The sequence below is a fragment of the Arthrobacter rhamnosi genome, from assembly GCF_054510975.1.
Genome location: NZ_JBTNDN010000006.1, coordinates 160,429 through 180,237, shown reverse-complemented (window position 1 = coordinate 180,237; position 19,809 = coordinate 160,429). Strand labels below are relative to the sequence as shown.

Sequence of the window (19,809 nt, the reverse complement as noted above, 5' to 3'; positions counted from 1 at the left end):
CAGGACGGCGACAACCACTACGCTGGTTGTATGCCCCGCTCCAACCCTGTCCCTCCTCCGGTCGAGCAGGTACGGGAGCGCGCCCGTGCCGTACCCGCCGCCTGGGGGGTCGCCGACGTCGTCCTGATCCTCGCCTTCGCCGCCTCGGGGCGCCGCACCCACGAGCACGGCGTGACCGTGGCCGGTGTCCTGGAGACGGCGTGGCCGTTCCTCGTCGCGTATGCGCTGTCGGCCCTTGCGGTCCGGGCCTGGCGCTCCCCCGCGGCCCTCCGGCCCACCGGGGTGGTCCTCTGGCTGGGCACCGTCATCGGTGGCCTCGCGCTGCGGGCACTGTCCGGCGGCGGGGTGGCCCTGAGCTTCCAGATCGTCACCCTGCTCGTCCTCGGCGCGTTCCTCCTCCTGCCCCGCGCCGTCGTGCGCTGGATCAGTCGACGCCGCGGAAACCGGTAGCGTAGATCCGAGTCCCCGTCCCCTCCTGAAAGGCACGCCATGATCACGGCATTCGTCCTCATCCAGACCGACGCGTCGCGCATTCCCGAGAGCGCCCAGGCCATCTCGGAGATCGAGGGCATCAGCGAGGTCTACTCCGTCACCGGCGAATGGGACCTGATCGCCATCGCGCGCGTCAGCCGCCATGAGGACCTCGCGGACGTCATCGCCGACCGCCTGTCCAAGGTCGACGGCGTCCGCTCGACGACGACGCAGATCGCCTTCCGCTCCTACTCGCAGCACGACCTCGACGCCGCGTTCACCCTGGGCTTCGACAGCTGACACCGCGGGCGCCGCCCGAAACGGTCCGAACCGCCCCAAAACTGCTTGAAACCGCCCGAACACCGCCCCGGAACTGCCCGGGCGATCCGGCCGGCGACGCCGCGAAAGGGCCCTGTGCCGACCCGTCGGGCCGGGCTGGACGACGAGCGGGGCGGTCAGTGGGACCGGCTGACCTCGACCCAGCGCTCAAGCACTCCTGCTGCGGCGCCGGAATCGATCGACGTGCGCGCCCGCTCCATCGCCGTGCGGATCCGGCCGACGAGGCCGCCGTCGGCGGTCTCGTCCAGCGCCACCAGGCCCGCCGCTGCGTTCAGGATGACGGCGTCGCGCACCGGGCCGGCCTGCCCGCCGAGAACCGCGCGGACCACGTCCGCGTTGCCGCTCGCATCCGTGCCGCGCAGCGCATCGACGGGTACGACGTCGAGTCCGAAGTCCCCCGGGTGCACCTCGTGTGCCTGGACCTGGCCGTTCCGGACCTCCCACACCGTGGACGATCCACTGGTCGTCAGCTTGTCCCGACCGTCGTCGCCGCGGAACACGAGCGCGCGGATGCCCCGCGCCGCAAGCACCCCGGCCATCAGCGGAGCCATCCGGGCATCGGCGCACCCGAGCGCCTGGGCCGCGACCCCGGCCGGATTGCTCAGCGGGCCGAGGAAGTTGAACGCCGTAGGAACCCCGAGCTCCCGCCGCGGCACCGCCACATGCTTCATGGACGGGTGGAAGACCTGCGCGAAGCAGAACGTGATGCCGGCCTGATCGGCGGTCCGGGCGACGTCGGCCGGTGCGAGGTCGAGCCGCACGCCCAGTTCCTCGATCACGTCCGCCGCACCCGAGGCCGAGGACGCCCCCCGGTTTCCGTGCTTGACAACCTTCGCCCCGGCTCCTACGGCCACGAGCGAGGACATCGTCGAGATGTTGAGGGTGTTCAGCCCGTCGCCGCCGGTGCCGACGATGTCCAGGGTGGGTCCGGCCACCTGGATCCGGTGCGCCCGGCCGAGCATCGCCTGCACGAGGCCGACGAGCTCGTCCACGGACTCACCCTTGGCCCGAAGGGCGATGAGGAAGCCCGCGATCTGGGCGTGGCTCGCCTCCCCCGCCATGATCGTATCCATCGCCCAGCGGCTCTGCCCGGTGCTCAGATCGAGGCCCGCCAGGAGTGACGAGAAGATCGACGGCCAGGTGGGTTGCGCCGCGGGAGGGCTTGTTGTCAGGCTCACCGTCCAAGATTATCTACGAATTGTAGAAAGTCATCACGGGGAACTTCCGCGGAATACCGGGCGTTCGGGCTCCCCACCCCTTCGCAGGACGCTTTGGGGCGCCGTTTCGCGTTGGTGATCGCCATGATCTTGGGGACATAATGAGATCGTGACATCTGCGACCCAAGCCCCCAGTGCCGCCCCGCATCCCGCGCTCAACCGTCCCAACATGGTCTCCGTAGGAACCGTGGTGTGGCTGTCCAGCGAGCTGATGTTCTTCGCCGGCCTCTTTGCCATGTACTTCACCCTGCGCTCCACCTCCAGCGAACTGTGGGCCACGGAGACCGAGAAGCTGAACGTGCCGTTCGCGCTCATCAACACCATCGTCCTGGTGTCGAGCTCCTTCAGCTGCCAGTTCGGTGTCTTCGCCGCCGAGCGCCTGCAGCCGCGCAGGACGGGCGGACTCTTCTCCTTCGCCCGCTGGGGCATGGTCGAGTGGTTCCTGCTGACGTTCATCATGGGCGCGATCTTCGTCTCGGTGCAGGCCTACGAGTACGCAGAGCTGGTCTCCGAGGGCGTCGCGCTGTCGTCCAACCCCTTCGGGTCGGCGTTCTACATGACCACGGGCTTCCACGGGATCCACGTGATCGGCGGTCTCATCGCCTTCCTCTTCATCATCGGCCGCGCGTTCATCGCCCGCCGCTTCGGCCACTTCGAAGCCACCTCCGCCATAGTGGTGTCGTACTACTGGCACTTCGTCGATGTGGTCTGGATCGGCCTGTTCATCATCATCTACTTCCTTCAGTAACTACCTCCCCCAGATTCTTCTACTAGAGGTAGAATTCAATGAAGAACTCCAGCAGCTCTGGTACCACAAAAGGCAGGAAGCATTCCGTGAAGGCACTTTCCCAGAGGCGGCGTCATCCCCTAGCAGCATTCGCGCTGCTCCTGATGGCACTCCTCGTCACCGGCGGGATCTATGCCGCCGCCAGCACCGCCAACCAGGCACAGGCCCAGACCACCACATTCACGGCCGACGACGTCGAAGAGGGCAGCAAGCTGTTCTCGGCCAACTGCGCTTCCTGCCACGGACTGGGAGCCACGGGCTCCAACGCGGCACCGTCGCTCGTCGGCGTAGGAGCCGCGTCGGTCGACTTCCAGGTCGGCACCGGCCGCATGCCCATGCAGATGGACGGCCCCCAGGCACAGGCCAAGCCGGTCCAGTTCACCGAGGAGCAGATCGGCCAGCTGGCAGCCTACGTGGCGTCGCTCGGCGCTGGTCCGTCCATCCCGTCCGAGGAGATCACCGATCCCTCCGAGGGTGACGCCTCCAACGGCGGCGAGCTGTTCCGCGTGAACTGCGCCATGTGCCACAACGCGGCAGCGGCCGGCGGTGCCCTGACCCGTGGGAAGTTCGCTCCGTCGATCGACGGCACTACGGGGAAGCACGTCTACGAAGCCATGGTCACCGGTCCGCAGAACATGCCCGTCTTCAACGACGCGAACATCGCTCCGGAGGACAAGCAGGACATCATCGCCTTCCTCGACACCATCAAGGAAGAGGGCTCCCCGGGTGGAGCGGACCTGGGTTCGCTCGGTCCTGTCTCCGAAGGACTCTTCATCTGGGTCGCCGGGCTGGGCGTCATCATCGCCTTCACGGTGTGGCTCACGTCAAGGTCCTCCTGACCATCCGCGCACGCCTCGGGAACGAATCAATGACAGACCTGCGAATGCAGTACCTAAAGAAGGATGAGAGTGATCATGGCCGACTCTAGTAACGGCGCTCCGGGAACCTCGGTCACCGTCGCTACGCCGGGCCGGGAACTCGACGAGTTCGAGAACCCGGGTCTCCCGCCCCACCGGCCGCGCCTCGCGGACCGTGACCGACGCGCGGAGAAGCGCGCCGAACGCCAGGTTTCTCTGCTGTTCGCCATCTCGGTTCTCGGCACCCTGCTCTTCTTCGCCGGCTACTTCTTCGTCCCCCTCGACCAGACGGTGGAGCGCCTGCGACTCCAGAACCTGATGCTCGGGCTGGGCACCGCCTTCTCGATGCTGGGTATCGGCGTCGGTATCGTGCACTGGGCGAAGACGCTCATGCCGGACCACGAGGTCACGGAGAGCCGCCACGAGATCCGCCCGGAGCGGGACCGCCAGGACGCCGAGAAGATCGTCACCGACATCCTCGACGAGTCCGGCATCAAGCGCCGCCCGCTGATCCGTAACACGCTCCTCGGAGCGGCGCTGCTGGCTCCCCTGCCGGCGATCGCCATCTTCCGCGACCTCGGTCCGCTGCCGGGTAACTCCCTGAAGCAGACCATGTGGGACACCGGCGTCCGCCTGACCCGTGACCCGAGCGGTACACCCATCCGCGCCTCGGACGTGACCATCGGATCGGCGTTCCACGTCATTCCGGAAGGTCTCAACGAGATCGAGAACAGGCTCGAGGAAAAGGCGAAGGCAGTCGTCCTGCTGATGCGTCTTGACCCCGAGGAGCTCAACCCCTCTCCCGGCCGGGAGAACTGGGGCTACGACGGAATTGTTGCGTATTCCAAGATCTGCACGCACGTCGGCTGCCCGGTAGCACTGTACGAACAGCAGACGCACCATCTGCTGTGCCCCTGCCACCAGTCCACCTTCGACCTCGAGCAAGAGTGCAAGGTGATCTTTGGACCGGCTGCGCGTCCGCTGCCACAGCTACCCATCGAAGTCGACGACGAGGGCTACCTCGTCGCGTCAAGCGATTTCCAAGAACCCGTAGGACCTAGTTTCTGGGAGCGAGGCTGACATGAGCAGCTCAACTGCGACGCAAAGCTACGTGCCGAAGACGCGCGTAGGAAAGGTCACCGACTACGTCGACTCCCGGGTCGGCGGCTCGGGGATCGTCAAGGAGTTCGGCCGTAAGATCTTCCCCGACCACTGGACGTTCATGTTCGGTGAGGTGGCCCTGTACACCTTCATCATCCTGCTGCTCACCGGCACCTTCCTCACCTTCTTCTACGACCCGTCGATGGCCGAGACGCACTACGAGGGCAGCTACCTCCCCCTGCGTGGTGTCGAGATGTCCGTGGCCTACGCCTCGTCGCTGGACATCTCGTTCGACATCCGTGGCGGCCTGTTCATGCGGCAGATCCACCACTGGGCGGCCCTGCTCTTCGCGGCCTCCGTGGCCGTGCACATGCTCCGCGTCTTCTTCACCGGCGCGTTCCGCCGGCCCCGTGAATTCAACTGGGTCGTCGGTTGCACCCTGGTCATCCTGAGCCTGGCTGCCGGCTTCACCGGTTACTCGCTCCCCGACGACCTCCTCTCCGGCAACGGTCTGCGCATCATCGACGGCGTCATGAAGGCCATCCCCGTGGTCGGGACGTACCTGAGCTTCTTCCTCTTCGGCGGCGAGTTCCCGGGCACGATGATCATCGGACGCCTCTACGTGCTCCACATCCTGCTGATCCCGGCCGTGATCCTGCTCATGATCGGCATCCACCTGTTCATGGTCGTGCTCCACAAGCACGCGCAGTTCCCTGGCCCGGGCCGCACCAACACGAACGTGGTCGGCTATCCCGTGGGTCCGGTCTACGCAGCGAAGGCCGGCGGATTCTTCTTCATCGTGTTCGGCGTGCTGGCCGCGATCGCCGCGGCGTTCACGATCAACCCGATCTGGAACTACGGCCCGTACGACCCCTCCCCCGTGTCGGCAGGAACGCAGCCTGACTGGTACATCGGCTGGGTCGACGGCGCCCTGCGCCTCATGCCTGGCACGATCGGCAACTTCGACTTCGAGTTCATGATCCCGTTCCCCTGGGGCGTGAACGCGCTCTCGCTGAACGTGCTGGTCCCCGCCCTGGTCCCCGCGACCATCGTCTTCGCCCTCATGTTCACCTGGCCGTGGATCGAGGCCTGGGTCACCAAGGACAAGCGCGAGCACCACCTGCTCAACCGCCCGCGCAACGCTCCTACCCGCACCGCCGTGGGCGTCGCAGGCGTCGTGTTCTACTGCGTACTGTGGGCTGCTGCCAGCTCCGACCTCATCGCCACGCACTTCCTGGTGTCGCTGAACGACGTGACCTACTGGCTGCGCTTCCTGGTGTTCTTCGGTCCGGTCATCGCCTTCATGGTTACGCGCCGCATCGCGCTGGCCCTGCAGCGCAAGGACCGCGAGATCGCCCTCCACGGCCGCGAGACCGGACGCATCGTGCGGTTGCCGCACGGTGAGTTCATCGAGGTCCACGAGCCGGTCGACGACTACAAGCGCTACAAGCTGGTCAGCTTCGATTCGCCCGAGGTCATGGTGCCCACCGCGGATGCGAACGGCAAGGTCAGCCTGCTCGACAAGGTCCACGGTCGGGCGTCCCGCTTCTTCTTCGAGGACCGGGTCGCACCGGTCACGCCGAAGGAACTGGCCGCGTCGCACGGTGACCACCACGATGAGGTTGCCGGCGCGAAGGATCGCGAGTCGATCGCGAGCCACTAGGCTCCTCGCCGAAAGGGCCCGGACTCCTGAGTCCGGGCCCTTTCGCCGTCTCCGGGCCCTATCGAAACCCCGGGATCTCAACGGTCCCCACTCCCGGAAAGGTCGTCCGTGACGGCACCAGGCCCCGCGCAGGGGAAATCAGCCGGCCGTTCCCTTGCTGCTGCGATCAGCGAGGTGTTCGCTCCGGCCATCCTCGTGTCGGTCTTCCTCCTGGTCGCCGCGGTTCGATCGGCGGGAGGGCCGGGCGGGATACTCCCCAGCGCCGTCGCGGTGGTCTTCACCGCAGCACTCCCCTTCGCGGGGGTGCTGCTCCTCGTGCACCGCGGCCACCTGGTGGACCACCACATCAGTGATCGCCGTCAACGGGGCCCGGTGCTCGCTGCAACGCTCGTGTCGATCGGTGTGGGTCTCGTGATCCTCACCCTTCTGCACGCGCCCTGGGCGGTCATCGGCACCGTCCTGTGCACGGTCGGGGGTGTGGTCGTCGTCCTCGTCGTGAACCTCTGGTGGAAACTGTCCGCTCATTCCGCGGTCGCCGTGTTCTTCGTCGTCGGGATCGTGGCGCTCTTCGGTCCGAAGGCCGCCCCGCTCCTGCTCGTCCCCCCGGCGGTGGGATGGTCGCGGGTGCGGCTCCGCGCGCACACCCTGGGGCAGGTCTGGGCCGGCTGCGTCGTCGGCGCTGTCATCGGCGGGGCCTTCGCGGTCTTCGTCGCGGGGCGCTGATCCGTCCTCCGGCCTCCGCCTGCTGATCCCTCTGCGCGGCCATCAAGCCCCCGGGTGCTACCCGAGGCGCTTGGAGGTGTAGGCCCGCGGCGTACGCACACCCGGCCGCTGCAGGGGCACCCAGAGCTTGTAGCGGTCGGCCCGGTAGTAGGACACCGAGTAGTCGATCATGGCGCGCGCGACGTAGGCGTGGCGCTGGATCTTCAGCAGCGGTGCATTCATCTCCACGTTGAGCAACCGCGCGATCGCCGGCGACGCAGCGGTCGCCTCGATGGTGTCCTCACCCCACTCCATCACCAGGCCGTACTTCTCGCTCAGCACGTGGTACAGCGACGTCGGCGGCGGATCATCGAGGATGCCCTGGACGCGGTGCGCGGGGATGAAGTTCTCGTCGACGCTCATGGGCTCCCCGTCGGCGAGCAGCTGACGGCGGAACCGCACGACCGGCTGACCGATCTCGATCTGGAGCTCCCGCGCCACGAGTGGCGTGGCACCCTGCTGCTCGAAGCTCAGCACCCTGGCGTCGGGCACCATGCCGCGACGGATCATCTCCTCGGTGTAGGAGGTCATCTTCATGTGCAGATCCATCTTGCTGCGTGCCACGAAGGTGCCCAGGCCGACGATGCGCTCGAGGACCTCCTCCGCGACCAGTGCGTCGATGGCCTGCCGGACCGTCATGCGTGCCACGCCGAAGTACTCGCTGAGCTGACGCTCGGAGGGAATTCCCGCGCCGGGTTCCCCGAACTGCCGCACGTAGCGCCGGAGGCTCTCGCGCAGTTGGACATGCTTCGGTACCCCGGTCGCGCTGTCGAGGGGCTCGGCGTCGAAAGGTCTCGGCAGTACCGCCATGGTGTCCCTCCCCGTCCTCAGGCCGCCCGGCGGCAGCACTATCGACTGTACTTAAACGGAAGGGAGCCCGCACGTGGCGGGCTCCCTTCGGACGGGTCCTACAGGCCTAGTGGGCGTGGTACCCACGGCTGTATTCGAAGACCCAGCCGACTAGAGCGATCGCGGCCAGCCCCATGCCGATGTACATGATCCAGAACCCGATCGCCATACCGAGGAAACCGGTCGCGGCGGCGAGCCCGAGGACCAGGGGCCACCAGCTCCAGGGGCTGAACTGGCCCTGCTCACCGGAGCCCTCGTGGATCTCGGCGTCCAGGCGGTCCTCGGGGCGCAGGCCCACGCGCTTACCGGTGAAGCCGATGTAGAACGCGATCATCCCCGACAGACCCGCTGTGAGGTAAAGCGCGAGGAACCCTACGGGCTCCGACCATTCCACGAGGAAGCCGTACACGGTTCCCACCAGCAGGAAGAACGGCGTCATGTAGGCGAAGAGTTTCGTCTCGATCTTCACGCGTTGGCGTCCTTCCGGTCGGCAGAGCCCAGGAGCTGGCCCGCGGCACTGTCATCGGGGGTGTGGGTCTGCTGCAGCTCGGGGTGGTGCAGGTCGAGTGCAGGGCGCTCCGAGCGGATGCGCGGGAGCGAGGTGAAGTTGTGGCGCGGGGGCGGGCAGGACGTCGCCCACTCCAGCGAGGCTCCGAAGCCCCAGGGATCGTCCACCTCGACCTTCTTGCCGCTGCGCCATGTGATGTAGACGTTCCAGAAGAACGGGATCAGGGAGGCTCCGAGGATGAAGGATCCGATGGTCGAGAACTGGTTCATCGCCGTGAAGCCGTCCTCGGGCAGGTAGTCCGCGTAGCGTCGCGGCATGCCCTCGACGCCGAGCCAGTGCTGGATCAGGAACGTGGCGTGGAAGCCGAGGAACAGCATCCAGAAGTGGATCTTGCCGAGGCGCTCGTTCAGCATCTTCCCGGTGAACTTGGGCCACCAGAAGTAGAAGCCGGCGAACATCGCGAACACCACGGTCCCGAAGACCACGTAGTGGAAGTGGGCCACCACGAAGTACGTGTCCGAGACGTGGAAGTCCAGCGGCGGCGAGGCCAGGATGATGCCGGTGAGGCCGCCGAAGAGGAAGGTGACGAGGAAGCCGATGCTCCACAGCATCGGTGTCTCGAACGTGATGGAGCCGCGCCACATGGTGCCGATCCAGTTGAAGAACTTCACGCCCGTGGGGACGGCGATGAGCATCGTCATGAACGCGAAGAACGGCAGCAGGACCGCGCCGGTGACGTACATGTGATGCGCCCACACCGTCACGGAGAGCGCGGCGATCGAGATCGTCGCGTAGACGAGGCCCTTGTAGCCGAAGATCGGCTTGCGGCTGAAGACCGGGAAGATCTCGGAGACGATGCCGAAGAACGGCAGCGCGATGATGTACACCTCGGGGTGGCCGAAGAACCAGAAGAGGTGCTGCCACAGGATGGCACCGCCCGCTTCAGGGTCGAAGATGTGGGCACCGAAGCGGCGGTCGGCACCGAGCGCGAACAGGGCTGCAGCGAACGGCGGGAAGGCCATCAGCACCAGGATCGAGGTGATGAGGGCGTTCCAGGTGAAGATCGGCATGCGCCACATGGTCAGGCCCGGGGCGCGCATGCAGATGATCGTCGTGACGAAGTTGACGCCACCGAGGATGGTGCCGAAGCCGGACAGTGCGAGGCCGAAGACCCACAGGTCCCCGCCGATGCCCGGCGAGAACGTGGTGCTCGAGAGCGGGGCGTACGCGAACCAGCCGAACGATGCCGCACCCTGGGGGGTGATGAAGCCGGAGACCGCGATGGTGCTGCCGAAGAGGAAGAACCAGAAGGCCAGGGCGTTCAGCCGCGGGAAGGCGACGTCGGGCGCCCCGATCTGCAGCGGCATGATGACGTTGGTGAAGCCGGCGAACAGCGGTGTCGCGAACATCAGGAGCATCACGGTGCCGTGCATGGTGAACAGCTGGTTGTACTGCTCCTTCGTCTGCAGGACCTGCATCCCGGGTTCGAAGAGCTCGGCGCGGATGATCAGCGCCATCACGCCGGCGAAGCAGAAGAAGACGAACGAGGAGATCAGGTACATGTACCCGATGGTCTTGTGGTCCGTCGTCGTGATCCAGTTGACGACGATGCGTCCCTTGGACCGGGGAACAACACGCGGAGCGGCTATGGTGCCGGCTTCCTCAAGGGTGTATTCGAAGGTGGACATCAGCTGCTGCTCCTGGCTGGGTCGGTATCGGGATCATCCTCTGGGTAGGAGTCGCGGTCGTACTCGTCACCGAGCTGACCGTCTTCCAGCTGCGCCATCTGCGCGTCGAATTCCGCCTGCGAGACGACCTTGACGTTGAAGAGCATCTCCGAGTGGTACTGACCGCACAGCTCGGCGCACTTGCCCGCGAAGGTCCCCTCCTTGGTAGGGGTGAGGTTGATGTAGTTGGTGCGCCCCGGGTACAGGTCCCGCTTCTGCAGGAACGCGGGGACGAAGAACGAGTGCTGCACGTCGCGGGCGTTGAGCTGGAGCTCGACACTCCGGTTCACCGGCAGGTACAGGGTCGGCAGGTCATCGACCCGGCCCGGCTCACCCGTGAGGTGGGCCTGCTGTCCCGTGGAGTACTTGTCCTCGGTAACGTAGTTGAAATCCCACGCCCACTGCTTGCCACGCACGTCCACGATGACATCGGGGTCCTCGACGCGGGCGTCGATCGTGGCGATGTCGCGCTCGGTGAAGTAGAAGAACACGAGCACCATGAACAGCGGGATCGTCAAGTAGAAGATCTCGAGCGGCAGGTTGTAGCTCATCTGCCGCGGGTAGCCGGTGTCGTTCTTCCGGCGGCGGTAGGCAACCATGCACCAGATGATCAGGCCCCACGTGATGATGCCGACGACCAGCGCCGCGATCCACGAGTTGACCCACAGATCGGTGATGATCCCGGTGTGATTGGTGTTGTCCCGGTCTGCCGGGAGCCAGCCATTCTGGGCTTGTGCCGAACAGCCGGTCAGTAGGAGGGCGCCAGCCAGCGAGATGCTGGAGATCTTCGCGATCCTGACGCGCTTGCTACCGGTTCGGTCCTGCGAACTCACAGACGGACCTTCCTTTTCTACGTGCGTTGCCACCCGCCCATGAAGCTGCCCGGGGAGCACATCCAGTTTTACTACTCACTGTAGAGCTTACCTGTACGACCGGCGATCTGGTGACATGCAAAAGGCCCGGAACACACCTCATCGGTGGTGTTCCGGGCCCCTGCGACGTGTTAGTGGAAGGAGTCCCCACAGGCGCAGGATCCGCCTGCGTTCGGGTTGTCGATGGTGAAGCCCTGCTTCGAGATGGTGTCCTCGAAGTCGATGGAAGCACCGGACAGGTAGGGGACGCTCATCTTGTCCACGATGACCTCGACGCCGTCGAAGTCCCGCACAGCATCGCCGTCGAGGACGCGCTCGTCGAAGTACAGCTGGTAGATCAGCCCGGAGCAGCCGCCCGGCTGGACCGCGACGCGCAGACGGAGGTCGGTGCGTCCTTCCTGCTCGAGGAGGCTGCGCACCTTGCCGGCTGCGACATCGGACAGGTTGACCTCGTGCACGGGAAGTTCCGAGGACTCCTGGAGGGACCCTGTTTCGGTGGTCGATGTGCTCATAGTGTTTCTCCTAGCTCGGACGCGTGGTGTCCGCTCTCAGTGCCGTCCGCGGTGGAGCGCACACGGCTTGATCCAATGGTAGCCGTGCACGCTGCAGACATAACGGACGGGAGGGCTGAAACATTTCCACCCTCCCGTCCGCGCCGGACGTTCAGGCGCCGGCGAGTCCTTCGTCATTGAGCCGGGCAAGCAGGATCGCCTCGGCGAGGACGGCCTTCCGGAACTCGCCCAGGTGCAGCGACTCGTTGGCGCTGTGGGCCCGCGAATCGGGGTCCTCGACGCCCGTGATCAGGATCTGCGCCGAGGGGAAGAGCTCTGTCAGGTCGGCGATGAAGGGGATGGAGCCGCCCATGCCCGCCTCCACGGGCTGCACGCCCCAGGCCTCCTCGAGTGCCTCCAGCGCCAGGCGCGACGCCGGCTCGGAGGTGTTCGTCTGGAAGGGGCTGCCACTCTCCCCCGGCGTGAACGTGACCCTGGCCCCGAAGGGGGCGTGGGACTCGACGTGGGCCCGCACGGCGTCCATCGCGGCCTGCGGATCCTCCCCGGGAGCGAGCCGGAGGCTGAACTTGGTGCGCGCCCGCGGCAGCAGCGTGTTGGAGGACAAGGCGACGCTCGGGATGTCCATGCCGATGATGGACAGGGCCGGCTTGTGCCACAGGCGGGAGGCGATGGAGCCCGTGCCGGCGAGCTGGACGCCGTCGAGCACCGAGGCGTCCGAGCGGTAGTCCTGCTCGGCGTACTCGACGGATGCGAGGTCGCCGCCCCGCAGGCCCGCGATGGCGACATCGCCGGCGTCGTCGTGCAGTGTCGCGATGAGCCGCGCGAGGAGGGTCGGCGCGTCGAGGACCGGTCCGCCGAACATCCCGGAGTGCACGGCGTGGTCGAGGACCTGCACCTCGATGGTGCCGTCCACCAGCCCGCGGAGGCTCGTGGTCAGTGCCGGCACCCCTACTTTCCAGTTGCTGGAGTCGGCGACGACGATCACGTCGGCCTCGAGGTCGTCACGGTACGTCTCGAGGAACGTGCGGAAGGTGGGCGAGCCGGCCTCCTCCTCCCCTTCGATGAAGAGTGTCACCCCGACCCCGAAGGAGTCGCCGAGTACTTCGCTGAGGGCTCCGAAGGCGCCGATGTGCGCCATGATGCCCGCCTTGTCGTCGGCCGCTCCGCGACCGTAGAGCCTGCCGTCGCGCTCCGTTGCGACGAAGGGCTCCGTCTCCCAGAGCGCCGGATCTCCGGGCGGCTGCACATCGTGGTGGGCATAGAGGAGGACTGTCGGCTTGCCCTCTGCCGCGGCGCGGCGGGCGACGACGGCGGGCCCGCCGGGGGTCCCGTCGTTGTCCACGCGCAGGACCCGGACATCGTCGATGCCGACACTCCGGACCAATGCGGCAACGGCGTCGGCGCTGCGGTCCAGCTCGGCCGCGTCGAACGCTTCCCAGGCGATGCCCTGGACGGCGACGAGGGCCGAGAGCTGCTCGACGATGCGGGGGAACGCCGCGTCGACGCTCGCCCGCAACTGCTCGACGACGTGCGACCGGTCGTGCGACTGCTCGGTGGAGGTATTCGTGGAAGTCATGCCAGAACCCTACACACGCGGCCCCGTGCCGCGGGGGATGCGCCGCCGCGGACCGGCGTCGGAGCCTGCGCTCCCGAGGGGGCGTCCGCCGGACACCGAGCCGGTATCCTGAATGGGTGTTCGGACGAAAAGAAACCCCGCCTGCCCAGGAAGCCGTTGACAGCGCTTCACGCACCGACGAAGCGCTGCGCGCCCAGGGCAAGGGCGCACCGACGCCCAAGCGCAGCGTGCAGGAGGCCGCACGCAAGCGGCCCCTCGTTCCCACCGACCGCAAGGCCGCCCGCGACCAGGGCCGTGCGAGCGTGCGTGACGAACGTGCGAAGATGCGCCAGGCCCTCGACACCGACGAGGAGCGCTACCTGCCGCTGCGGGACAAGGGCCCGAACCGTCGCTACATCCGTCAGTTCGTCGACGCCCGCGTCAATATCGGCGAGTTCCTCATGATCGCCGCGCTGGTGTTCGTGATCCTGAGCTTCTTCCAGTCCGTCGCGGTGCAGAGCGCCGTCCTGATGGCCTTCTGGGTGCTCATCGTCGCTGTGATCGTCGATTGCTTCCTGCTGCGCCGGAAGCTGAAGAAGAAGCTGACCGAGAAGTTCGGCTCCCCCAACCAGGGAGACCTCTGGTACGGGGTGACGCGTGCGCTGCAGTTCCGCCGCCTGCGCCTCCCGAAGCCGCAGGTCGGCCGGAGACAGTACCCCTCCTGATCCGCATCTTCTGATGCGCACGTCCTGACGCCGGCCGCATGCCGGGCAACCGCAGGAATTGCGGTCTCAGGATCTGCGGTCGCAGGAACAGAAAGAAGCCGGGCCCGAGGGCCCGGCTTCTTCTGTCTGACCGGCTTCTGTCTGACCGGCGTACCGCGGGGCGGCCCGGGTCCGTCCGGTCAGGCCGTGGCGCGGCGCGCGTGCAGCAGGCCGCGGTTAATGCGGCGCGCCCAGAAGGGACCCTCGTAGAGGAACGCGGTGTACCCCTGGACGAGGGTGGCGCCGGCCTCCAGCCGCTCGAGGACGTCCTCGGGGGTTTCGACGCCGCCGACGGCGACGATGGCGAGCTGGTCCCCTACGGCGCCACGCAGGCGCTTGAGGACCTCGAGAGACCGCGCCTTGAGCGGTGCACCGCTCAGGCCGCCCACGCCCTTCGCCATCACGGTGGCGGGATCGGTCACGAGGTTCTCGCGCGTGATCGTGGTGTTCGTCGCCACGATGCCGTCCAGCCCCAGATCCAGCGCGAGGGCGCCGACGTCGTCGATGTCGGAGTCCATCAGGTCGGGGGCGATCTTGACGAGGAGCGGCACGTGGCGCCCCGCCGCCTCGTCGGCGGTGCGGCGGACCGCTTCGAGCAGGGGCCGGAGCGACTCGACGGTCTGGAGCAGCCGGAGGCCCGGGGTGTTCGGCGAGGACACGTTGACGACGAGGTAGTCCGCCACGGGGGCCAGCTGCTCGGCGCTCACGAGGTAGTCGGCGACAGCGTCGGCGAGGTCCACTTTCTTGGTCTTGCCGATGTTGACCCCGACGACCGGGCGGGAACGTGCACCGTAGCGCCGGGCCAGCCGCTGCCGGGCCGATCGCAGGCGCGGGGCGACGGCGGCCGCGCCGTCATTGTTGAAGCCCATCCGATTGATGACCGCCCGGTCCTCGACGAGCCGGAAGAGCCGGGGTGCCGGGTTGCCGGGCTGGGCCTGGCCGGTGATCGTCCCGATCTCCACGTGCCCGAAGCCGAGTGCGGTCAGCGGAAGCACGCCCTTGCCCGCCTTATCGAAGCCGGCAGCGAGACCGAACGGTGACGGGAAGTCCACTCCGAAGGCGGTGGTGGCGAGGCGCGGATCGGGCGCGCAGAACCGCCGCAGCGCCCATCCCACAGGGGGAAGGTCGGCGGCCCGGATCAGGGCGAACCCGATCCTGTGGGCCCGTTCGGCGTCCATCCCGGAGAAGACGATCCGGAAGAAGGTCGGGTAGAAGCGCATGCCTCCAGAATTCCACGCGGACGGGGCGGGCACCAACTCAGGACGGCATCGGGCCGGCGGTAGGGTCATCGCATGGAGGAGCTCTGGTCGGAGGACATTCTCGGCGAATCCTTCCGTGCGCTGACACTTCCGCTGGAGCCCGACGACGAGGGGCCACGCGTCGCCACCCTCGTCGCGTACGAGCCCGACGACGGGCCCGCCGGGGACGACCCGCAGCAGGGCGGACCGGCGCGGGCGGTGCTGTACGTCCACGGCTTCAGCGACTACTTCTTCCATACGGAGCTCGCCCGGACACTGCACGCCCACGGCTGGGCGTTCTTCGCCCTGGACCTCCACAAGTACGGCCGGAGCCTCCTGCCGGGCCAGACGCCCGGATTCACCACGTCCCTCGACCACTACGACGCCGACCTCGAGGCGGCGATGGCGGCACTGACGGACCGCCTGGCCGCGCGCCGCGGCGGGGACCCGGCACCGGCCCCTTACGTCGACCTGGTACTCATGGCGCACTCCACCGGAGGGCTGACCACGGCGCTGTGGGCCGCCCGCAACCCGGGCCGGATCGCTGCGCTCGTCCTCAACAGCCCGTGGCTGGACACCCAGGGCAGCGCCCAGTTGCGGAGCGCCGCGCAGGGCATCCTGGCGGTGTCACGGCGTCGGCCGAAGACCCGGTTGAGGCTCCCCGAACTCGGCTTCTACTTCCGCAGCATCAGCGACACCCGCGACGGCGAATGGAGCATCGACCCGGCGTGGCGTCCCGAGGCGGGCTTCCCCATCCGGGCCGGCTGGCTGGCGGCCGTGCTCGCCGGCCATGCGGCCCTTGCCCGCGGGGTGTCGATCGACGTCCCGGTGCTCGTCCTCTGTTCCCAGGCGTCCACCATCAGCACCAGCTGGAACAGCGCGATGCTGGAGACGGACAGCGTCCTCGACGTCACCCCGATGGTGCGCCGCGCGGCCGAACTCGGTCCCAACGTGACCATCCGGCGGCTTCCGGGCGCCCTGCACGACGTCTTCCTCTCACGCCGGGAGGTGAGGAGGCAGGCGGTCGGGATCGCCGCCTGGTGGCTGGACGTGTACGTGCCGGCATGCAGGCCGTGCCGGGAGGACGGCCGCCCGGAGGGGTTCCGCGGCTAGGAGGACGCGCTGCCCGCAGCGGCCTTGTCCACCGCTCCCCCGTACCGGCGGTCGCGTGAGGCATACTCCTCGACCGCGCGCCACAGCGTCCGTCGGTCGACGTCGGGCCACAGCGTGTTCATGAACACCATCTCCGCGTAGGCCGACTGCCAGAGCATAAAGTTCGACAACCGCTGCTCGCCGGACGTGCGGAGGAACAGGTCCACGTCCGGCAGGTCGGGTTCGTCCAGGTACCGCTGGATGGTCTTCTCGCTGACCGACGAGGCCTTCAGGGTGCCGGCCGCGACGTCCTCGGCGATGGCCCTGGCGGCGTCGGCGATCTCGGCGCGACCCCCGTAGTTCACGCACATCGTGAGCGTGCACGTCGTATTGTGCGCCGTGTACCGCTCGGCCTCCTCCAGTTCGCGGATCACCGACTGCCAGAGCTTCGGCCGGCGCCCGGACCAGCGGATGCGGACGCCCCACTCGTCGAGCTGGTCGCGCCGGCGCCTCAGCACCTCCTTGTTGAAGCCCATGAGGAAGCGCACCTCCTCCGGGGACCTCTTCCAGTTCTCGGTGCTGAACGCGTACACGGAGACATGCCGGACGCCGATCTCGATGGCGCCCGCCATGACGTCCAGCAGCGCGGCCTCCCCGGCCTTGTGTCCTTCGGTGCGCGGCAGGCCCCGCTCGTTCGCCCAGCGGCCGTTGCCGTCCATGACGATCGCCACGTGCGCCGGCACGAACTGGCGCGGGATCGACGGCGCCCGCTCACCGCTCGGGTGGGGCCACGGCGCAACGGGACGATGGTTCTTCATACACGCTCCACATGTTTGAGGGAGGCGACCCCGCGTTCGAGGTGCCACTGCAGGAAGGCCGCCACGAGTCCGGCGGCTTCACGGCGGGCGCCGTTGTCCGACGCGTCCGCGATCGCCCAGTCGCCCGTGAGCAGGGCTCCGAGCAGTTCCATCGTGGCGGCCGACGGCGACGCGGCGCCCGGCGGACGGCACGCCGGGCAGACGGCCCCGCCGAGCGGCGCGGAGAAGGCTGAGTGCGGGCCGGCAGCGCCGCACCGGGCGCAGTCCGTGAAGCTGGGGGCCCAGCCCGCCGTCGCCAGGGCGCGCAGCAGGTAGGAGTCGAGGATGAGCTCGGACGGGTGCAGGTTGCGGCTGAGCGCGGAGAACGCGCCGGCGACGAGCGCGTACTGCGCTCCCCCGCCCTCGCCGATGTCCGTCAGGCGTTCGGCGGTCTCGGCAATGGCCGTCGCGGCGGTGTACCGGCCGTAGTCGGAGGCGATGCCGTGCCCGTAGGCCCCCTTCGTCTGGGCCTGGGTGACGACGTCGAGGTTCCGGCCGCGCGCGAGCAGGAGGTCGACGGACATGAAGGGTTCCAGGCGCGATCCGAACTTGCTGCTGGTCCTGCGTACGCCCTTGGCCACCGCACGGACCTGGCCGTGCTCACGCGTCAGGAGCACGATGATGCGGTCCGCCTCACCGAGCTTGTAGGTCCGCAGGACGACACCTTCGGTGCGGTAGGTGCGGAAGGCTGTCGATGAAGGCACGGGTTCATTCTCCCACCTGCCACCCCCGCCGAGCTCGGGAGGCACGGGGGTGGCGGGCGGAAGGAGCCGGAATCAGGCGGCGTCGCGGATGGCGCGGTTGACGGCGGAGATGACGGCCTTCAGTGCCGCCATCGTCGTGTTGGCGTCGATCCCCACGCCCCACAGCACCCGTTCCCCGACGGCGCACTCGACGTACGCCGCGGCGCGGGCGTTCCCGCCGGAGGACAGGGCATGCTCGGTGTAGTCGAGGACGCGAACGTCGACACCGTCGGAGCTGAGGATGGCCAACAGGGCGTCGATCGGGCCGTTGCCCTGGGCACTCCTGCGCTGCTGCACCCCGTCCACCAGGAGCGTCGCAACGAGCTTGAACGAGCCGTCCTCCGCGGTGTCCGTGTTGACCGAGGTCAGCTCGTAGTGGCCCCAGGCCTCGGAGCCGCCTTCTGCACGGGTCGGCAGGTACTCGTCCTGGAAGACCGACCACAGCTGCGCACCGCTGACCTCGCCGCCCTGGGTCTCGGTCCGGCGCTGGATGACGCCGGAGAACTCGATCTGCGCCCGGCGCGGCAGGTCCAGGCTGTGCTCGTTCTTGAGCAGGTAGGCGACGCCACCCTTGCCCGACTGCGAGTTGACCCGGATGACCGCTTCGTAGGAGCGCCCGATGTCCTTCGGATCGATCGGCAGGTACGGAACGGCCCAGGGCAGGTCGTCGACGCCGACGCCGGCCGCGGCGGCGTCGCGCTCCATGCTCTCGAAGCCCTTCTTGATGGCGTCCTGGTGCGAACCCGAGAACGCCGTGAACACGAGGTCGCCGCCGTAGGGCGAGCGTTCCGGCACGCTGAGCTGGTTGCAGTACTCGGCCGTGCGGCGGATGGAGTCCATGTCGGAGAAGTCGATCTCCGGGTCGATGCCCTGGCTGAAGAGGTTCATCCCCAGCGTTACCAGGTCCACGTTGCCGGTGCGCTCCCCGTTGCCGAAGAGGCAGCCCTCGATGCGGTCCGCGCCGGCGAGGTAGCCGAGTTCGGCGGCCGCGACGCCGGTCCCGCGGTCGTTGTGCGGGTGCAGGGACAGGATGATGCTGTCCCTGTCCGCGAGGTTCCGGGTCATCCACTCGATGGAATCGGCGTAGACGTTGGGGGTGGCCATCTCCACGGTGGCCGGCAGGTTCAGGATCATCTGGCGGTCCGCGGAGGCCTCGAACACGGCGGAGACCTCGTTGCTGATCCTGGCGGCGAACTCCAGTTCGGTCCCGGTGAAGGATTCCGGCGAGTACTCGTAGGTGATCGCCGTATCGCCCATGTTCTCCTCGAACTTGCGGCAGAGGCGTGCCCCCTGGAGGGCGATGTCGATGATGCCGTCCTGGTCCTGGTTGAACACGACGCGCCGCTGCAGGACCGACGTCGAGTTGTAGAGGTGGACGATGGCGCGGTCGGCGCCCTCGAGCGACGCGTAGGTGCGCTCGATCAGGTGCTCACGGGACTGGGTCAGCACCTGGATGGTGACGTCGTCGGGGATGCGGTCGCCCTCGATGAGCTGGCGGACGAAGTCGAAATCGGTCTGGGACGCCGAGGGGAACCCGACCTCGATCTCCTTGTAGCCCATCTGCACGAGGAGGTCGAACATCTTGTGCTTGCGCTCGGGGTTCATCGGGTCGATCAGGGCCTGGTTGCCGTCGCGCAGGTCGACGGCGCACCAGCGGGGCGCCTTGGTGATGACCTTGTCGGGCCACGTGCGGTCGGGCAGCTCGACGGAGATCTGCTCCTGGAAGGGTCGGTACTTACCGAACGGCATACCGGAGGTCTTCTGTGCGTTTCGCATGGGAATCGGCCTTGTCTGTTGGAACTGGAGGTGCTGGCGGCCGGGCAACGCAGACTCCGCGGCGAGGATTGGCCAGTAGCTCGAGTGTCCTAGATGGCCTCGCCGCGGCACCGAAGAAG

General features: G+C 67.7%; 20 protein-coding genes. 9 read left to right on the top strand and 11 right to left on the bottom strand.

The genetic code is table 11. The features are described 5' to 3' along the window. The first annotated feature begins 30 nt into the window (after positions 1 to 30). A complete protein-coding gene (locus ACX80J_RS14280) occupies positions 31 to 450 on the top strand; it encodes a DUF3054 domain-containing protein (protein WP_459343197.1) in 420 nt (139 codons plus the stop codon). 39 nt (positions 451 to 489) lie between these two features. Continuing rightward, positions 490 to 771, top strand: a complete 282-nt coding sequence (locus ACX80J_RS14275) for an Lrp/AsnC family transcriptional regulator (RefSeq protein ID WP_087075693.1) — start codon at positions 490 to 492, stop codon at positions 769 to 771. A gap of 155 nt (positions 772 to 926) precedes the next feature. Here the strand turns inward: ACX80J_RS14275 and trpD are convergent, their stop codons facing one another. Next, entirely contained in the window at positions 927 to 1,988 is a 1,062-nt protein-coding gene (gene trpD, locus ACX80J_RS14270; RefSeq protein WP_459348209.1) for an anthranilate phosphoribosyltransferase, read from the bottom strand. A gap of 148 nt (positions 1,989 to 2,136) precedes the next feature. On the opposite strand from trpD, the gene ctaE reads away from it, so the two are divergent. The 5 genes from ctaE to ACX80J_RS14245 all read left to right on the top strand — a co-directional run bounded on the left by ctaE (position 2,137) and on the right by ACX80J_RS14245 (position 7,158). Continuing rightward, complete coding sequence (ctaE, locus tag ACX80J_RS14265; protein ID WP_301227537.1) at positions 2,137 to 2,775, top strand: aa3-type cytochrome oxidase subunit III; 639 nt, start codon at positions 2,137 to 2,139, stop codon at positions 2,773 to 2,775. 86 nt (positions 2,776 to 2,861) lie between these two features. Then, a complete protein-coding gene (gene qcrC / locus ACX80J_RS14260; RefSeq protein ID WP_459343199.1) occupies positions 2,862 to 3,653 on the top strand; it encodes a cytochrome bc1 complex diheme cytochrome c subunit in 792 nt (263 codons plus the stop codon). Positions 3,654 to 3,728: 75 nt separating this feature from the next. Then, the gene (gene qcrA, locus ACX80J_RS14255) at positions 3,729 to 4,751 is read left to right on the top strand and encodes a cytochrome bc1 complex Rieske iron-sulfur subunit (protein ID WP_459343200.1); all 1,023 of its coding nucleotides are present in this window, start codon (positions 3,729 to 3,731) and stop codon (positions 4,749 to 4,751) included. Between the two features lies 1 nt (position 4,752). Next, a complete protein-coding gene (qcrB, locus tag ACX80J_RS14250) occupies positions 4,753 to 6,435 on the top strand; it encodes a cytochrome bc1 complex cytochrome b subunit (RefSeq protein ID WP_459348208.1) in 1,683 nt (560 codons plus the stop codon). Between the two features lie 108 nt (positions 6,436 to 6,543). After that, on the top strand, positions 6,544 to 7,158 hold the full coding sequence (locus ACX80J_RS14245) for a phosphatase PAP2 family protein (protein WP_459348207.1): 615 nt from the start codon (positions 6,544 to 6,546) through the stop codon (positions 7,156 to 7,158). A gap of 57 nt (positions 7,159 to 7,215) precedes the next feature. Here ACX80J_RS14245 and ACX80J_RS14240 read toward each other — a convergent pair whose 3' ends face one another. The 6 genes from ACX80J_RS14240 to ACX80J_RS14215 form a co-directional block, all read right to left on the bottom strand. Beyond that, entirely contained in the window at positions 7,216 to 8,007 is a 792-nt protein-coding gene (locus tag ACX80J_RS14240; protein WP_459343203.1) for a GntR family transcriptional regulator, read from the bottom strand. Between the two features lie 106 nt (positions 8,008 to 8,113). Next, positions 8,114 to 8,515, bottom strand: a complete 402-nt coding sequence (locus ACX80J_RS14235; protein WP_459343204.1) for a cytochrome c oxidase subunit 4 — start codon at positions 8,513 to 8,515, stop codon at positions 8,114 to 8,116. Then, positions 8,512 to 10,242, bottom strand: coding sequence for an aa3-type cytochrome oxidase subunit I (gene ctaD, locus ACX80J_RS14230; RefSeq protein WP_459343205.1), 1,731 nt, complete (start codon positions 10,240 to 10,242; stop codon positions 8,512 to 8,514). Before ctaD ends, ACX80J_RS14235 begins: the two co-directional genes overlap by 4 nt. Beyond that, positions 10,242 to 11,114, bottom strand: coding sequence for an aa3-type cytochrome oxidase subunit II (gene ctaC / locus ACX80J_RS14225; RefSeq protein ID WP_459348206.1), 873 nt, complete (start codon positions 11,112 to 11,114; stop codon positions 10,242 to 10,244). The genes ctaD and ctaC overlap by 1 nt, the downstream gene beginning before the upstream one ends. A gap of 170 nt (positions 11,115 to 11,284) precedes the next feature. After that, the gene (locus ACX80J_RS14220; protein ID WP_301227521.1) at positions 11,285 to 11,665 is read right to left on the bottom strand and encodes a HesB/IscA family protein; all 381 of its coding nucleotides are present in this window, start codon (positions 11,663 to 11,665) and stop codon (positions 11,285 to 11,287) included. Between the two features lie 151 nt (positions 11,666 to 11,816). Next, on the bottom strand, positions 11,817 to 13,241 hold the full coding sequence (locus tag ACX80J_RS14215; RefSeq protein WP_459348205.1) for a M20/M25/M40 family metallo-hydrolase: 1,425 nt from the start codon (positions 13,239 to 13,241) through the stop codon (positions 11,817 to 11,819). A 116-nt stretch (positions 13,242 to 13,357) separates the two neighbouring features. Here ACX80J_RS14215 and ACX80J_RS14210 point away from each other — a divergent pair, with 116 nt between their 5' ends. Next, the gene (locus ACX80J_RS14210) at positions 13,358 to 13,945 is read left to right on the top strand and encodes a DUF3043 domain-containing protein (RefSeq protein WP_459348204.1); all 588 of its coding nucleotides are present in this window, start codon (positions 13,358 to 13,360) and stop codon (positions 13,943 to 13,945) included. A gap of 179 nt (positions 13,946 to 14,124) precedes the next feature. Here ACX80J_RS14210 and ACX80J_RS14205 read toward each other — a convergent pair whose 3' ends face one another. Beyond that, positions 14,125 to 15,204 (bottom strand): quinone-dependent dihydroorotate dehydrogenase, encoded by a 1,080-nt coding sequence (locus ACX80J_RS14205; protein WP_459348203.1) that lies wholly within the window; start codon positions 15,202 to 15,204, stop codon positions 14,125 to 14,127. 72 nt (positions 15,205 to 15,276) lie between these two features. Between ACX80J_RS14205 and ACX80J_RS14200 the strand changes: the two genes are divergently transcribed. Then, on the top strand, positions 15,277 to 16,335 hold the full coding sequence (locus ACX80J_RS14200; protein ID WP_459348202.1) for an alpha/beta hydrolase: 1,059 nt from the start codon (positions 15,277 to 15,279) through the stop codon (positions 16,333 to 16,335). Here ACX80J_RS14200 and ACX80J_RS14195 read toward each other — a convergent pair. From ACX80J_RS14195 to leuA, 3 genes are all read right to left on the bottom strand, one after another. Beyond that, positions 16,332 to 17,132 carry an isoprenyl transferase gene (locus ACX80J_RS14195; protein WP_459348201.1) on the bottom strand — a complete coding sequence of 267 codons (801 nt, stop codon included), beginning with the start codon at positions 17,130 to 17,132 and terminating at the stop codon, positions 16,332 to 16,334. The two genes, ACX80J_RS14200 and ACX80J_RS14195, sit on opposite strands and share 4 nt — an antisense overlap. Further along, positions 17,129 to 17,875, bottom strand: coding sequence for a DNA repair protein RecO (gene recO, locus ACX80J_RS14190; protein WP_459348200.1), 747 nt, complete (start codon positions 17,873 to 17,875; stop codon positions 17,129 to 17,131). Before recO ends, ACX80J_RS14195 begins: the two co-directional genes overlap by 4 nt. A gap of 72 nt (positions 17,876 to 17,947) precedes the next feature. Continuing rightward, the gene (leuA, locus tag ACX80J_RS14185) at positions 17,948 to 19,690 is read right to left on the bottom strand and encodes a 2-isopropylmalate synthase (protein WP_459343212.1); all 1,743 of its coding nucleotides are present in this window, start codon (positions 19,688 to 19,690) and stop codon (positions 17,948 to 17,950) included. Positions 19,691 to 19,809: the final 119 nt, after the last annotated feature.